We start from the raw sequence: 16,363 nt of genomic DNA on the forward strand, positions 1-16,363 counted from the left end.
ATTGATACAATCCCTTCTTCGCATTTAATTATAAAAATTAAGTTTTAATAATTAAGAAGGCTTTCTATTTTTACTTTTATTTTTTCTGTTGAAGGAATCATTGTTTCTTCTAAAGTAGAATTTAAGGGAATTGCTGGCATATTTTCACTTCCAATAGTTAGTACTGGCGCATCTAAATATTTAAAGCATTCCTCTTGAATTTTACCTGCTAATGCTCTAGCAAAACTGTTGTTTGACGGCTCTTCAGTAACGACTAAACATTTACCTGTTTTCTTAACCGATTTCATTATTGTGTCTTCATCAAGCGGGAATAACGTTCGTAAATCGATCACTTCAATTTGGTCTTTCATACCTAATTCTTCACTTGCATTCATTGCCCAATGCACGCCCATTCCGTAGGTAACAATGGTTAACGTTTCTAAGTCGTCTTGTTTCCATATTTCTTGTAATACCCACGCTTTACCAAATGGCAGGACGTAATCTTCGCTAGGCTCGACAGACGTCGCCCCTTTTGTTCCGGGCACTTTACTCCAATACAAACCTTTGTGTTCTAGGATAACCACAGGATTCGGGTCGTAATACGCCGCTTTCATCAGTCCTTTTAAATCGGCACCATTACTAGGATATGCTATTTTAATGCCGCGAATATTAGTAATCACACTTTCTACAGACGATGAATGGTAAGGCCCGCCACTTCCGTAGGCACCAATTGGCACCCGTAAAATCATACTTACAGGCCATTTCCCGTTACTTAAATAGCAACTTCTACTCACTTCTGTAAATAATTGATTTAATCCTGGCCAGATATAATCGGCAAATTGAACCTCAACAATGGGCTTTAAACCTACGGCACTCATTCCCACTGTGGAACCAACAATAAAAGCTTCTTGAATTGCGGTATTAAATACACGGTCATCACCAAATTTCTGCGCTAACGTTGCTGCTTCTCTAAACACACCCCCTAAGCGACCTCCAACATCTTGGCCGTACAACAAACACTCTTTGTGCTTTCTCATTATTTCCTCTACAGCAAATAACGCACAATCTACCATAACCACTTTCTCGGCACCTTTTGGAGAGCGTTCTCCTCGTTCTTCGGTAATTGGCGTCGGTGCAAAATCGTTAGTAAATAAATCTTCAGGTTTTGGGTCTTCGGCTAATAGTGCTTTATCGAAATCAGCTTGAACATTCACTTTTACCGCCGCTTCTATTTTATCAATATCTTTTTGCGAAAATCCGTTATCGAACAATTGTTGTTTTAAAACTGGATACGGATCTCTTGTTTTTGCTTCCTCTAGATCATCGCGATACCATTCCATTCGCACTCCAGAAGTATGATGATTTAACAACGGTACTTTGGCGTGTACTAAAAACGGTCTGCGTTCGGTACGGATGGTTTCTATTACTTTTTCTAAGGCTTGGTAACTTTCTGTAAAGTTGGCACCATCAATAGTAATAGCTTCTAATCCTTTAAAACCTTGCGCATACTCGAAGGCATCTTGAGCACGGGTTTCGGCTGCATTGGCAGAAATATCCCAACCATTATCTTGTACTAAGTATAAAATAGGCATTTGCTTTAAAGCGGCCATTTGGAACGCTTCGGAAATTTCGCCTTCGGTTACTGAGGCATCCCCTAAAGAGCATACCGTAATTGGTTTGAGTTCTTTAGATTGCGCTTGGGTAGATGTATCAAGAATTGAATTATCTAAACCTTGTTTTTCTAAATACTGCATTCCCATTGCTGTCCCTGTTGCAGGGATAGTCTGCATTCCTGTTGCCGACGATTGGTGCGGAATTTTAGGTTTATCTTGATCCTTTAAACTCGGGTGTGCATAATAGGTTCGTCCGCCAGAGAACGGATCGTCTTTTTTTGCTAATAATTGCAACATTAAGTCGTACGGTTTTAAACCGAAAGACAGCAACATCGCATCGTCTCTGTAATATGGAAAGGCATAATCTTGTGGTAACAATTGCATACCCAATGCGATTTGTATCGCTTCGTGTCCACGAGAGGTAGCGTGTACATATTTTGAAACTTGTTTAAAGTTCGCTTCGTACAACTCGGCCATTGCTTTGGCGGTGCATAGATTTAAAAATCCTTTTTCTAAAATGTCTTTTTTCATATTAAAATCTATTCGTCGGTTAGCGAGTTTTTAATAACAGTGCCGTTACTTTTTTTCTGAAATATCGCTGCTGTATTATGTTTAATAATTACGCTAACTGACGGTTTATTTTTTTGCTATTGCGATTAATCGTTTACTTTAATTTGATCTATCGGAACTTAAAACTGCGTTAGGGATTGAGGCTTTGTTGGAGCGCTCCCGATTTTTCTTCGGGAAGCGACTGCCGAAAGCGCGACCCTTGTGGTAACGCCCAAACACTGCTATGCTAACTCGTTTTTCAAGGTAATTAACCAATTAAATTTATCTTCGGTCTGGCCTGTTTTTATAGCGTCTAGGGTATTATTAACGTCTAAACCAACCGGACTTTCGTCGGAAACGTGAACTACTTCATCGTCTACTCCAATCTCCTGAATGTAAGCAATACCAACGGCGGTACCTGTACCGAAAGCTTCTTCTAACGTGCCATTCTTTGAAGCTTCTTGCACCTCGTCGATAGTAATGGCGCGCTCGGTAACTTCGAAACCTTTATCGCGTAAAATAGCGATAACACTCATTCTCGTAATGCCATCTAAAATGGAACCATCGCGTTTAGGAGTAATGAATTTTCCGTCGATTTTGAAGAAAATATTCATTGTTCCCACCTCCTGAATATATTTATGCTCGACCGCATCGAGCCACAACACCTGGTCGTACCCTTTTGCTTTTGCTAGCTCCGTCGGAAGTACAGCTCCTGCATAATTACCTGCGGCTTTAGCTTCTCCCGTTCCACCGTGCGCTGCACGAATGTATTGCTTTTCGGCCCATAATTTAATGCGCTTACTAAAAAACGGTCCTGCTGGTGAGGCCATAATTATAAACTTATAATGTGTTGCTGCACGCATACCAATAAAGGCTTCGTCGGCGTACATAAACGGTCTTAAATATAATGCACTTCCATCGGCTGGCGGAATCCAATTACGTTCTAAAGACACCATTGCTTTTAAACCTTCTACGAATAAATCTTCGGGAAAATGTGGCATTCCCATACGGTCGGCACTAGCATTTAAGCGTGCCGCATTTTTATCGGCACGAAAAATCACCGGATTTCCATTGGCGTCTTTCGTTGCCTTCATACCTTCAAAAATCGCTTGTCCGTAATGTAAAGCCATTGCTGCCGGATGCGTTGGAATAGCGGATAAAGGTTCTATTCTTGGATTACTCCATTCGCCATTGCTATAATCGCAAATAAACATATGGTCTGTAAAAGTGGTCCCTAGAGGAATGTTGTTAAAATCGAGGTCTTTAACTTTCGATTCTGCAATTTTAGTAATTGCTATATTGTGTTTCATTATGATATGTTTTAATCGGTTCTAGTGCTTATATAGAACATAAATATTATAGTTTTCTATTGACATCGAACTGCTCGAAATAATCGGCAACCCGGCGTACGAAGCTTCCGCCTAAAAAGCCATCGACAACACGATGATCGAAAGACAGCGATAAATACATCATACTACGTATCGCGATTTCATCTCCATTTTCTGTTTCGATAACTTCGGGACGCTTTTTAATAATTCCTAAAGCTAAAATGGCTACTTCGGGTTGGTTTATAATAGGCGTGCCCATAACGCTACCAAAAGTACCAACGTTAGAAATTGTAAACGTGCTTCCTTTTATATCGTCTCCCGCCAATTTATTTTCTCTTGCTTTTCCGGCAAGTTCGTTAACGTTTTCGGCAAGGGTTTTTAAATCTTTCGTATCGGCATTTTTTACAACAGGCACAATTAAATTACCACTTGGAAGTGCGGTTGCCATACCAATATTAATATTTTCTTTTACAATAATCTTATTACCGTCTACCGATGCATTAATATTCGGGAAGTCTTTAACCGCCTTTGCTACGGCTTCTACAAATAATGGTGTGAAGGTTAAGCGCTCACCGTATTTTTCTTGAAAAGCCACTTTATTAGCATTTCTCCAATTTACCATATTGGTTAAATCGGCTTCCACGTAAGCGGTAACATGTGGTGCAGTATGCTTAGAATACACCATATGATCGGCGATCATTTGCCGCATTCTATCCATTTCAATGACCTTACCCTTCCCTTTATCGAAGTTTAGTTGCGGAATTCGGTATGCCGTAGGATCTTGAGTTATGGGCTGAGCAAATTTATAAGGCCTGCCATCCTCTATATAATTAAACAGATCGCTTTTACGTAATCTATCGTCGTTTCCTGTGGCTGGAATTCGTGCTAGTTCTTCAAAACTGATATGGTATTCTTTCGCTATTTTTATAATTAGCGGAGAAAAGAATGTATTGGTATTGGCTGTTGAAAAAGCACCAGTTGTTACTTGTGGCTGTGATGCCGCTTGATGCTTCTTAGTTGGCTTTTTTGATTGTTTTTCCTTTTTTGGAAGCTTTTTATCTTCAATTGAAGCTGATTTACTGCCTTCGGTAGAAGCATGAAGTTCTTCAGACAGTGCTAAAGTTGCTATTACAGTACCTACTGGCACAACATCTTTGGCTTGAAAAAGGGTTTTAGTTAATTTTCCTGAGGCTGGCGCTGGGACTTCGTTATCTACTTTGTCTGTCGCTACCTCTAGAATAATATCACCTTCATTAAAACTATCGCCTTCATTTACTAACCAATTAATGATTGTTCCTTCGGTAATACTTTCGCCCATTTTAGGCATTATTAATTCAAAATTTTTCAAGCTTAAAATCGGTTTTAGTTAAAGAATTAAAAGTACTAAATTTATAGTCTGACAAATGTTAAAACCTAGGATCATTAATTCGTAAAGACTATAAATCTTTTTAAAATCCTATTTCTAGTTTTAAATTCTTTTAGTTCGTATATTTGTAAGTATAAAAAAATAATTTTCTTATGCAGAATGGTCTTGATAAAATAGACACTCGAATTTTAGCGTTGCTGCAACACAACAGTAATAGAACAACAAAAAGTATTGCTACGGAGTTAGGAATGACGACGACACCTATTTTTGAACGTATTAAGAAATTAGAAAAGGAAGGGTATATTACAAAGTATGTTGCTGTTTTAAACAATAAAAAAATAGGATTAAAACAAACCGTGTTTATAGGTATTACCTTGCAAGGTCATACCAGAAGTTTTCTAGAGAAATTTGTGACTCAGATTAACAGTTTCCCCGAAGTTATCGAGTGCCACCGTGTGAGCGGAAATTTCGACTATCTATTAAAACTGGTTGTTGAAGATATTGAAGCTTACGAAACGTTTATTATTTCGAAATTGACTTTACTTCCTTATTTAGGAAATGTGCAGAGTTTAATTACGTTATCCACGAGTAAAGAAACTAATGAGATTGATTTGAGTAGGATTCTTTAAATAGTTGTAAGAAATCAAAATATGGTCTACTACATTTGGATTCCTTTTACTTAAATCGACACTTTTAGGCAACCTACTAACGCCTAATCGCTTTAACTAATAGTCAGTCTTTCGGTTTTAGTAGCTTCAGTCGCCTTATAGGTTTATATCAGTTTTATGAATTTCGTAAATCGATTATACGATTTAGTTTCCCTCCTACACTTTTAGGTATTGCTCCACAACAGTTTAAAGTGACCTTAATGCTTAATCCTATTTTATCTTTTATATTCTTTTTCAATGCATTAGATATGGAAATCAATGCTAAATTTTTTACAACGTCTTCGTTAGTGAATCCATTTCCTAATCCTATTTCTACCTGAAAATCACTATTGGTTTCCACCTTTACTTCTACTTGATCCGAGAGCCCTTCTTTAGTTACAATTAACTGATAGTTGGGAGCTAATTGATGGTATCCATTAAATATTTCTTCAATTTGAGTATGAAATAAGTTGACACCTCGAATAATTAACATATCGTCTGCACGCCCTTTTAACATTCCCATTTTAATGTGAGTTCTAGAAGTACTTTCATCATACGATAGACTACAAATGTCATTGGTCCAATACCTTAAAAAAGGCATCGCTTCTTTAGTCAGCGTTGTAAATACTAAGACACCTTCCTCACCATAAGGAAGTGGTTCTCCAGTATCTTTATCTACTATTTCTGGAAAAAAATGATCTTCCCAAACATAACTCCCTGTACCCTGTTCGTTATACGCTTCTTGAGATACACCAGGTCCAATAACCTCACTAAGCCCATAAATATTAGTAGCTTTTACCCCTAAAGAAGTCTCAATATCTTTTCTTATAACTTCGGTCCAAGGCTCTGCCCCCAGAATAGCATATTTTAGATTAATATCTGAAATGTTTAAGTTTCTTTTTTCTAATTCAAAAGCAATCGTTTGCGCATAGGAAGGTGTGCAGCAAATAACTTCTGGCTGAAAATCTTGCAAAAGAGTTATTTGTCTATCGGTCATTCCTACAGACACAGGAACTACCGCCATACCCAATTTCTCTGCTCCGTAGTGTATACCTATACCTCCAGTAAACAAGCCGTAACCATAACTGTTATGCATTTTCATACCCGGTTTAGCACCGCCTGCCGACAAAGACCTTGCTACTACTTCAGAAAAAACATCCAAATCATTCTTTGTATAAGCGACTACTGTAGGCTTTCCTGTAGTACCACTAGAACAGTGAATACGCGCTAATTTATCTTGAGGCACGGTTAAAAACCCAAAAGGATACTGATCTCTTAAGTCCGTTTTTTTCGTAAAAGGAAGCTTATGGATGTCATTAATAGATTTTATAGATGAAACGTCTACACCAGCTTCATCAAACAAATTTTTATAAAATGGAACATTTTTATACACGCGATTTACAAGAGTTACAAGGCGTTCGCTTTGCAGTTTTCTAAGCTTTACTAAAGGAAGTGTCTCTATTTCTTTATTATACATAGTATCCTATTTTATTTATTATTTTTAAAAGCTTGCAATGTTTTATAAAAATCTTCTTGTATTGGTAGGTCTTTTGGTATTTCTCGTAATGGTTCAACTGCTTCTAATGATTCATGGCAATCGGCTGGCAATTGTTGATATAATCGTGTACCAGCTGTTTTCCAAGAAATCATTTCATCACTCACTTGTTTTATCACTTTTCCCGGATTACCAACAACCAAACTACGATTAGGTATTTTAGTTTCGGCTTTTACAAAAGCCATAGCGCCAACAATGCATTCATCACCAATTTCGGCATCGTCCATTATAACGGAATTCATACCAATCAGGCAGTTTTTGCCCAAATTAGCCCCGTGAATGATAGCACCGTGGCCTACGTGAGCGTTTTCTTTTAGGATAATTGATTTCCCTGGAAACATGTGCACCGTACAATTTTCTTGTACATTTACACCGTCTTCTAAAATAATCTGTCCCCAATCTCCGCGAATCGCAGCTCCAGGGCCGATGTAACAGTTTTTACCAATAATTACATTTCCAGTAACTGCTGCTTGTGGGTGTACGAAACTACTTTCGTGTACAACAGGCGTGTACCCTTTAAATTTATATATCATATTATTTATGATTAGTGATTGGGAAAGATTGGTGAATACCGATTTTATTTAAAATCTTTAAGCTTTTCTTTTGTGAATTCGGAAAGCACTAAAGTACCACTAGTGGCAGCGCGTTCAGCTAAAAGCTCATCCCAGTTTTCAGTACCACTCCAGAAAACGGCTTTCATTTCTTTTATCGCTTCTGGATTGTAAGTACATAAATGTTCGGCAGTTGCATTTACAGCGTCGTCTAATTCTTCCATGCTATCATAGACTTGAGCAAATAATCCTTTTTGTTGTGCCCATTCTGCTGAATAAAACGCATTGGCGTCGATAGCGATTTGCGACATTGCACTCAAGCCTATTTTACGCTCGATTGCTGGACCGACAACAAATGGTCCGATACCAATATTTAATTCACTTAACTTTATTGCAGCAAATTTCGTTGCCATACAATAATCGGTCGACGCTGCTAAACCTACGCCACCTCCAACGGTTTTACCTTGAACACGTCCGATAATGAATTTAGGACATTTACGCATCGCGTTAATTACATTGGCAAATCCTGAAAAGAATACTTTTCCAGTCGCCGCATCATTAATATTTATTAATTCGTTAAAACTAGCTCCAGCACAGAACGTTCTATCTTTTCCACTTTTTAAAACAATAACTTTAATAGCGTCGTTTGTTCCTGCCTCTGTTATGGTTTGTGCTAATTTTGCTAAAATATCTCCCGGTAAGGAATTGTGCGCAGGATGATAGAATTCTATATGTCCTACTTCGTTTTGTATGTCTAATGTTACGTATGGTGTGTTCATCTTTTTTATATATCAATGCGCAGGTGTTACGCATTCGTATTAATATTTCCTTTAGTAATTTATGAAAGTGTCCAATCGGGATTCATCGCCATTATATTCTACTTCCATTCTCTTTTCCACTTTTTAGCTGTTTTTTTCTCTTTTAATAGCTACCCTTATAGCGGTATGCTCTTCGAAGTAAACTAGCTTCTAAATATTATAATGGCCTAAGAGGGTTATATAAGTAGCTACTTTATGTTATTTAATTCTGCTCTGACTATTATTTGTTACCCCAACTTAAAAGAGGTGATTTCTGTCGTGCGTTAAAATATATGTGTAATACTTTTTAAACATCTCATATAAATTAAGGCGTCTGCGCAATATGTGCGCAGTGACATCCTAATAAAATTACAACAAATGGAACACCCCTTTTCTATTTAAACTATCCATCCTATAAAAAACAAAAGCTATTTTCGTTTAGGACAACCGACTTCTCGGGTGTTTCGAACAGTTTAATTTGTTACAGCAAATTGAACTGTTCGAAATGATGATTAAGGTGTTTACGCTCTAATAAATACCATTCGTATTTATTCATATCACCAAAAACCATATTCTTTAAAACAACGTCCGAATTTTCTTTGAAGAATAACAGATATGCGTCTCTTGCTTCTACTAATTTTGCTTTAGCTGTTTCGAAATCTGGGTGTTTTAAATCTTCTAATTCGCCTTTTTTATAAGTTGGGAATACTGTTCCTTTAGGAAACTTATCATAAGTATATAATGAATTATGGACTTTCTCCACTATTTCCTCAGGCGTTACGCAATTGAAATCCTGGATTTCCCCTGATGCTATTCTATACCCCTCTTCTAAATGTTCTAATAAATGTTGAGGTGTCAAAATACCCCATTGTGGTTTTGTGTCTGCCGTTAATATACTTAAACAGTCTTCTATTTTCTCATCGGTAATTTCTACAAACGTTTCTTGTTTCTTTTGTACCATAGTTAAAATAGTAGCGACGGCGACAAGTTCGTCTTCGGCATCGAAAACCTCAACAAACCATTTAACAATTCCGCTTGGGTGTTCTGCCGAAGCAACATCTCTATCTACTTTTTGCTTACATGTTAAACGTGCATAAACGGTATCGTTATGGTATAACGGACGTAAAAAACGGCAATCTTCTAATCCGTAGTTAGCAGAAACCGGTCCTTTGTTTGGATATACAAATAACCCTGCCGCTGCCGAAATTATAAAATAACCATGTGCTGTTCTTTTTTCGAAAATACTGCCCTCTAAAGACGTGATATCGGTGTGCGCATAAAAATGATCCCAAGTGACATTGGCAAAATTAATGATATCGGTATCTGTAAACGTTCTTTTGTGCGTTTTTAAAGACATCCCCGGTTGGATATCTTCCCAATGGTATTTAAACGGATGCTGTGGGGCGTCCTTATATTTTGAGTTAGGCTGATAAATACCTGTAATTTCTGTTAATGTACTTGGAGAACCTTGAATAGCGGTACGCTGCATATAGTGTTTTACACCTCGCATTCCACCCATTTCTTCTCCTCCACCAGCGCGCCCGGGTCCACCGTGCACTAAACTTGGTAACGGCGATCCGTGGCCCGTGCTTTCTTTTGCACTCTCACGATTGATTACTAAAATTCTTCCGTGGTGACTTGCTGCATTGATAACATAATCTTTAGCAATTGCATCGTTATTTGTGGTGATAGAAGACACTAACGACCCTTTACCTAATTGCGCTAAAGTTATTGCTTCGTCTAAGCTCTTGTACGGCATAATGGTACTTACTGGACCAAAAGCTTCTGTTTCGTGCACCGCTAAGTTTTTAAAAGGGTCATCTTCGCGTAATAAAATAGGTGAGATAAACGCCCCTTTTGAAGCATCGGCTCCAATAGTTTTAACGTGGTTTAAATCGCCATAAACTATTTTTGCTGTTTTAGACAATTCTTGAACGCGCTCGCGAACTTCTGCCACTTGCTCTTTACTTACTAAAGCGCCCATTCGCACTTCTTTTAATCGCGGATCTCCAATAGTGACTTTATCTAAAGCCTTACCTAAAGCAATCTGAACATCTTCGACTAAATTTTGAGGCACAATAATACGACGGATAGCCGTACATTTCTGTCCCGCTTTCACGGTCATTTCTGTACGGACTTCTTTTATAAACAAATCGAATTCTGGTGTTCCCGGTACGGCATCTTCTCCAAGAACTGAAGCGTTTAATGAATCGGCTTCCATAGTAAAAGGCACCGATTCGTCTATGATACGTTGATGTGATTTTAATAAACGACCAGTAGTTGCCGATCCTGTAAACGTTACGACATCTTGAGACCCTACACCATCTAAAATAGTTCGTGCAGAACCTGCTATTAATTGTAACGCTCCTTCTGGTAAAATACCTGAAGCTATAATTTCGCGAACAACAGCCTCGGTTAAAAAAGACGTATTTGTTGCTGGTTTTACTACTGCCGGCATTCCTGCCATCCAATTAACTGCACATTTCTCTAACATTCCCCAAACTGGAAAATTGAAAGAATTAATATGAATCGCGACCCCTCGTTTAGGCACCAGAATATGATGGGCCATAAAGCGTCCGCCACGAGATAAATCGATAGGTTCGCCTTCTACGTGATACGACTGATTAGGGAATAATTTACGCAAGGATGCATTGGCGAATAAGTTTCCGAAACCTCCTTCAATATCTATCCAGCTATCTACTTTTGTTGCTCCGGTACGGTAACTTAATTCATAAAAAGCGGCTTTCCTTTTCGTTAAGTACAGCGCTAAAGATTTTAGCATATTACCGCGCTCTTGAAAAGTCATTTTTCTAAGGACTTCACCTCCTTTTGTTCTTCCATATTGAAGAATTTCGGCAAAGTCTAAGCCTTCGGTATCAGATAGTGCTACAATTTCTCCAGTAACGGCGTCGTGCATTGGCACACCTTCTCCATTACCTTCTATCCATTGCCCTGTGACGTAATTCTGTAATTTTTTCATCGATTACTATTTTATCTTTTCCTAAATAAAAGGAAACTATGATTTATCTATCTCGATTGTATTTATCTAAACACAGTCTCGAAATGATCTGTTTATTTTAAACCGTTTTACTGCGTTAGCGATTAAACGGTGTGTTTTGAGCTCTCCAGACTTTTTGTGTCTGGAAGCGAGTAGTGCAAGCGCGACCCTTGTGGTAACGCCCAAATGCTACTTGCTTACGTTTTCAATAATGGCGGCGTAACCTTGACCAACCCCAACACACATTGTAATTAAGGCGTAACGCTTGCTCTGTTCTTTCAGTTCTATAGCGGCCGAAAAGGCAAGTCTTGCACCCGTAACGCCAAGCGGGTGACCAATGGCTATAGCACCTCCGTTTGGATTTAATCGTGGATCGTTATCTGCCAATCCCCAAGCACGTGTGCACGCTAAAGCTTGAGCAGCAAAGGCTTCGTTAAGTTCGATGATATCGATATCGTCCATAGTCAACCCGGCTTTTGCTAAGGCTTTATTTGAAGCTTCGACTGGGCCAATTCCCATAATTCTTGGCGCGACACCGACAACTGCCGAACTAACGATGCGCGCTAGTGGTTTTAAATTGTATTTTTTTACAGCGTCTTCTGAAGCGATAATGGTCGCTACTGCACCGTCGTTTAATCCTGAAGAATTTCCTGCTGTTACGCTTCCTCCTTCTTTTTTAAATGCTGGGCGAAGTTTTCCTAATATGTCTAAAGAGGTCGTTGGTTTTACAAACTCATCTTTTGAAAATTTAATAGGATCTTTTTTACGTTGCGGAATTTCGACGGTTATAATTTCTTTTGCTAAACGGCCATTTTCTTGCGCTTTAGTCGCTTTTGTCTGACTCCAATAAGCAAAAATATCTTGATCTTCTCGCGAGATATTGAATTTTTCGACAAGGTTTTCTGCCGTATTCCCCATACCGTCTGTACCGTATTGCTGTTGCATTTTAGGATTGATAAAACGCCATCCGAAAGTAGAATCGTACAGTTTAGAATCGCCTCCAAATGCTGATGATGGTTTTGCCATTACGTAGGGCCCACGCGTCATATTCTCAACTCCTCCAGAAATAAACACATCGCCATCTCCTGCTTTAATAGCTCGATTAGCGTGAATAATTGCCGACAATCCTGAGGCACATAAACGGTTTACGGTTTCTCCTGGGACTGTAACTGGTAATCCTGCTAATAATGACGACATTCTCGCCACGTTACGGTTGTCTTCTCCCGCCTGATTGGCGCAACCCATTATAACATCGTCGTAAGCTTCTTTTGGAATACTAGGATTTCTTTTTACTATTTCTGAAATGACCAAGGCGCCTAAATCGTCTGTACGAACAGCGGAAAGTGTTCCTTTGTAACTTCCTATTGGCGTTCTTATACCATCTATTATATATGCTTCCATTTTATTATTTTATTTTTAATTGCCGATGTTAGATTACGGTTTTTGAAGCCTCATTTGCTTCGTTAACTTTTATCTCATCTTGCCATTATACTATTTTTATATTTTTAATCTAAGGACTTTTATACCTTTGTATTACAAGACATTTTATTCCCAGTCTTTATTTGTACGATACACTACGCCTTTAAACAAAGCAACTAATTCGTCACCTCGCTTTACTTCTATAATATTAAACCCTAGCTTATTTTTTACGGATTCTATAACAGATTCTGCCGTAATATAATCGCCTTCGTTCAATGCTTCAATATGATTAATACTGGTTTCTATAGACACAGCAAATTTTCCGTGAGTGTTTGCGGCAAAACCAAAAGCGGTATCAGCTAGGGAATAACTTATTCCGCCGTGCGCTTTACCCATACTGTTTAGCATTTCCTTTCTAATCGTCATTGCGACTTTGCAACGTCCTATTTCAGAGTCTAGAATTTCTATTCCTAACCACGTACTATAGGAGTCGAGACTTAGCATATTTTTAGGTATGAGGTGTCCTTTTGTAGGCATTAGCTATTTGGTATTAGTGATTAGGTGTTATTTTTTTATAGTAAAACAGTCCTTCGATTACACTCTAGGAAACCTCTGTTTCACTTAAAACATCGTCCCAGTTTTTTTTTTAAGAATTCCTACGTTGCAATCGTAATAACTACGTATTTAAAAGAATGTTTTGTTTTCATTTTTCATTCTTCTAAGCAATGGACTGCAGCGGTATCTATCTTCGTGATAGTCGTTGTATAAAGCATCTAATTTTGAAACGCACCAATTGATACCTTTTTCATCTGCCCAAGCCAATAATCCTTTTGGATAGTTCACCCCTTTCGTCATTGCTATATCAATATCTTCGGCCGAAGCGATATTTAAAAACAGCGCATCTGCTGCTTCGTTAATTAACATTACCAATACGCGATCGAAAATTGTTTGTGCTAAAACTTTATCTTCTTTCGGTTCTGCGTTTAAAGCGCCTTCTGAATAATCATAAAATCCTTTCCCTGATTTTCTTCCTAAATATCCTGCTTCGGCAAATCGTTTTTGCGTAAACGACGGTTTGTATCTTGGGTCGAAATAGAACGCTGTAAACACTGTTTCGGTTACGGTATAATTAACATCGTTACCTATAAAATCCATTAATTCGAAGGGTCCCATTCTAAACTTTCCGATGGTTTTCAAACTGTAATCGATAGTTGCAAAATCGGCAATTCCTTCTTCGTAAATACGCAACGATTCGCCATAAAATGGTCGCGCTACTCTATTAACAATAAATCCTGGTGTGTCTTTCGCTACCGCAACAACTTTTTTCCAATCTAATAGGGTTTGCTTTGCTTTTTCTAAAACTTCTTTTGAGGTTTGAATAGCGGGTACAACCTCAACTAACTTCATTAATGGTGCTGGATTAAAAAAGTGGATGCCAACACAACGTTCTGGTTTTTGCAATGATGCCGCTATCGAGGCTATGGACAAGCTTGACGTGTTCGAAGCAATTATACAGTCCTCTGAAACATAACGTTCAAGTTCTATAAACACGTTCTTTTTAACCTCTATGTTTTCAACAATAGCTTCAATTGTTACATTAGAATCTGATAATTCTTTTAAAGTATTAACATAAGAGATATTAGATTGAATACGCGTTTTCTCGTCGGCATCAACGCGTCCTTTTTCTATTAAACGTGTTAATATTTTTTCTAAAGCGGCTTTGGCTTTATCTAAAGCAGATTGGTTTAGATCAAATAATTTAACAGTACAACCTGCTGTCGATGCGACTTGCGCTATTCCGGAACCCATTGTTCCTGCTCCTATTATTCCTACGTTCATATATTAATATCTAATTTTGAATGTTGAATACAGAAAATTGAATCACACACGCTTAGTTGTGCTTATATTCCGTATTCTAAAACATTCTTTTTTGTTATTATGAGATGCTTAACTATTATATTACTACTTATCTCCCTTTAAATTCTGGTTTACGTTTTTCCATAAATGCAGCAACACCTTCTGCATAATCATCACTTTGAGCGGCTTCAATTTGAAATTTAGACTCTAAAGCTAATTGTTCTTGTAAAGAATTTGTTACCGATTTATTAAACAATTCTTTTATAAACCCTAAAGCTTTTGTTGGCATACTGGCTAATTTTAAAGCGAGTTTAGAAACTTCTTCTTCGAATTGTTCCGCCGGAATAGCCTTGTAAATCATTCCCATTTTATCGGCGTCTTCGGCAGATATTTTATCGCCTAACATTGCTAAAGCCGATGCTTTTTGAAAACCAATTAATCGCGGTAAAAAGAATGTACCTCCACTATCTGGCACTAAACCGATTAAGCTAAACGCTTGTATAAAGCTTGCTTTTTCGTGGGCTACAACAATGTCGCAGGACAATGCAATGTTAGCTGCTGCACCAGCGGCAACACCATTTACTGCCGCAACGATTGGTTTTTTAATGTTTCTAATACGCGTAATTATAGGGTTGTAATGCTCGTCTAATATTTTTTTAAATCCAGGGTTTAAATCAGGATCTGTAACTTCTTTTAAATCTTGACCTGCCCCAAATGCTTTCCCACTTCCAGTGATAACAATTGCTCGCACCTCATCATTTTTTTCGCAAGCATCTAATGTATCTTGAAATAAAAAGGCCATTTCACGATTAATACTGTTAAACACTTCTGGTCTGTTTAGCGTAATGGTCGCTACTTTATTTTCGATTTTAAGCTGAATGCTTTCTGTCATAATTTATATTTTTTTGTTTTAAATTAAGAGTGCTTCTATAGAAGAAACACTACTCAATAAAAAAATGAAAATCGTATCAATTGTTATTTTTTGTACGAGGTATGAGGTTTTTACTTGCGCGAGATTACTATTTTAAACATTTAAAATAATCAAAAGGCTCTTGGCAATCGTCGCACTGAAATTGTGCTTTACATGCCGTGGAACCGAATTGACTCACTAAACGTGTGTTTTGAGATCCGCAATTCGTACACTTTACAATACGTTTTCCGTTTAGCAATACATCCTTGTCTGCTTCTGCACCCAAAGGCGCTGCTATACCATAATCCTCTAAAGCTTTCCGGCCGCGTGGCGTAATCCAATCGGTGGTCCAAGCTGGAGCCAAAATCAATTCTATTCTAGAATCGTATCCCGCTACTTTTAGTACGGTCTTTATATCGTCTCCAATGACGTCCATAGCCGGGCAACCACTATATGTTGGTGTAATTTCGACGTATACTATTTTGTTTTTTATGACTGCAGAACGCACTACTCCCATATCCATAATTGATAAAACAGGAATTTCAGGATCTGAGACGTGTTCTAAAATTGGAATTAAAATCTCGTCGATATTTTGTTCTGTTGTCATATTTATTTTAAGATATAATCTCTTTACGTTTTCATTTTAACTATAATCTTTCGACTGTACCGGAGGCCACATTATTATTACTATACCCTTTTTTCTCACTGTTTAGTCGAGAACAGTCAAGACCTCGTTACCATTCCGATTTACACTTCTTCTTTAATCTACGACCTCTAGACGGCATGTAAAGAGG

At 37.9% G+C, this 16,363-nt stretch carries 13 protein-coding genes; 1 reads left to right on the forward strand and 12 read right to left on the reverse strand.

Annotated features, from left to right (window positions below):
- Positions 1-44: 44 nt before the first annotated feature.
- The 3 genes from ES676_RS11125 to ES676_RS11135 form a co-directional block, all read right to left on the reverse strand.
- Positions 45-2,123, reverse strand: a complete 2,079-nt coding sequence (locus ES676_RS11125) for an alpha-ketoacid dehydrogenase subunit alpha/beta (protein ID WP_148370407.1) — start codon at positions 2,121-2,123, stop codon at positions 45-47.
- A gap of 260 nt (positions 2,124-2,383) precedes the next feature.
- Positions 2,384-3,451 carry a branched-chain amino acid aminotransferase gene (locus ES676_RS11130; protein ID WP_148370408.1) on the reverse strand — a complete coding sequence of 356 codons (1,068 nt, stop codon included), beginning with the start codon at positions 3,449-3,451 and terminating at the stop codon, positions 2,384-2,386.
- 46 nt (positions 3,452-3,497) lie between these two features.
- Complete coding sequence (locus ES676_RS11135) at positions 3,498-4,787, reverse strand: dihydrolipoamide acetyltransferase family protein (RefSeq protein WP_148370462.1); 1,290 nt, start codon at positions 4,785-4,787, stop codon at positions 3,498-3,500.
- Between the two features lie 200 nt (positions 4,788-4,987).
- Here ES676_RS11135 and ES676_RS11140 point away from each other — a divergent pair, with 200 nt between their 5' ends.
- A complete protein-coding gene (locus ES676_RS11140) occupies positions 4,988-5,464 on the forward strand; it encodes an Lrp/AsnC family transcriptional regulator (protein ID WP_148370409.1) in 477 nt (158 codons plus the stop codon).
- A gap of 154 nt (positions 5,465-5,618) precedes the next feature.
- Here the strand turns inward: ES676_RS11140 and ES676_RS11145 are convergent, their stop codons facing one another.
- From ES676_RS11145 to paaD, 9 genes are all read right to left on the reverse strand, one after another.
- Positions 5,619-6,959 carry a phenylacetate--CoA ligase family protein gene (locus ES676_RS11145; protein WP_148370410.1) on the reverse strand — a complete coding sequence of 447 codons (1,341 nt, stop codon included), beginning with the start codon at positions 6,957-6,959 and terminating at the stop codon, positions 5,619-5,621.
- 11 nt (positions 6,960-6,970) lie between these two features.
- Positions 6,971-7,570, reverse strand: coding sequence for an acyltransferase (locus tag ES676_RS11150; RefSeq protein WP_148370411.1), 600 nt, complete (start codon positions 7,568-7,570; stop codon positions 6,971-6,973).
- 44 nt (positions 7,571-7,614) lie between these two features.
- Positions 7,615-8,367, reverse strand: a complete 753-nt coding sequence (locus ES676_RS11155) for an enoyl-CoA hydratase/isomerase family protein (RefSeq protein ID WP_148370412.1) — start codon at positions 8,365-8,367, stop codon at positions 7,615-7,617.
- A 499-nt stretch (positions 8,368-8,866) separates the two neighbouring features.
- Entirely contained in the window at positions 8,867-11,365 is a 2,499-nt protein-coding gene (gene paaZ, locus ES676_RS11160; protein WP_148370413.1) for a phenylacetic acid degradation bifunctional protein PaaZ, read from the reverse strand.
- A 207-nt stretch (positions 11,366-11,572) separates the two neighbouring features.
- Positions 11,573-12,784: a 3-oxoadipyl-CoA thiolase gene (pcaF, locus tag ES676_RS11165; RefSeq protein WP_148370414.1), complete on the reverse strand. Its 1,212-nt coding sequence runs from the start codon at positions 12,782-12,784 to the stop codon at positions 11,573-11,575.
- Between the two features lie 144 nt (positions 12,785-12,928).
- Positions 12,929-13,339, reverse strand: coding sequence for a hotdog fold thioesterase (locus ES676_RS11170; protein WP_148370415.1), 411 nt, complete (start codon positions 13,337-13,339; stop codon positions 12,929-12,931).
- Positions 13,340-13,486: 147 nt separating this feature from the next.
- Positions 13,487-14,641 (reverse strand): 3-hydroxyacyl-CoA dehydrogenase NAD-binding domain-containing protein, encoded by a 1,155-nt coding sequence (locus ES676_RS11175; RefSeq protein ID WP_148370416.1) that lies wholly within the window; start codon positions 14,639-14,641, stop codon positions 13,487-13,489.
- Between the two features lie 127 nt (positions 14,642-14,768).
- The gene (locus tag ES676_RS11180) at positions 14,769-15,551 is read right to left on the reverse strand and encodes an enoyl-CoA hydratase-related protein (RefSeq protein ID WP_148370417.1); all 783 of its coding nucleotides are present in this window, start codon (positions 15,549-15,551) and stop codon (positions 14,769-14,771) included.
- 127 nt (positions 15,552-15,678) lie between these two features.
- Positions 15,679-16,176: a 1,2-phenylacetyl-CoA epoxidase subunit PaaD gene (gene paaD / locus ES676_RS11185; protein ID WP_148370418.1), complete on the reverse strand. Its 498-nt coding sequence runs from the start codon at positions 16,174-16,176 to the stop codon at positions 15,679-15,681.
- Positions 16,177-16,363: the final 187 nt, after the last annotated feature.

It is taken from the genome of Bizionia saleffrena (assembly GCF_008086175.1).
Taxonomy (GTDB): domain Bacteria; phylum Bacteroidota; class Bacteroidia; order Flavobacteriales; family Flavobacteriaceae; genus Bizionia; species Bizionia saleffrena.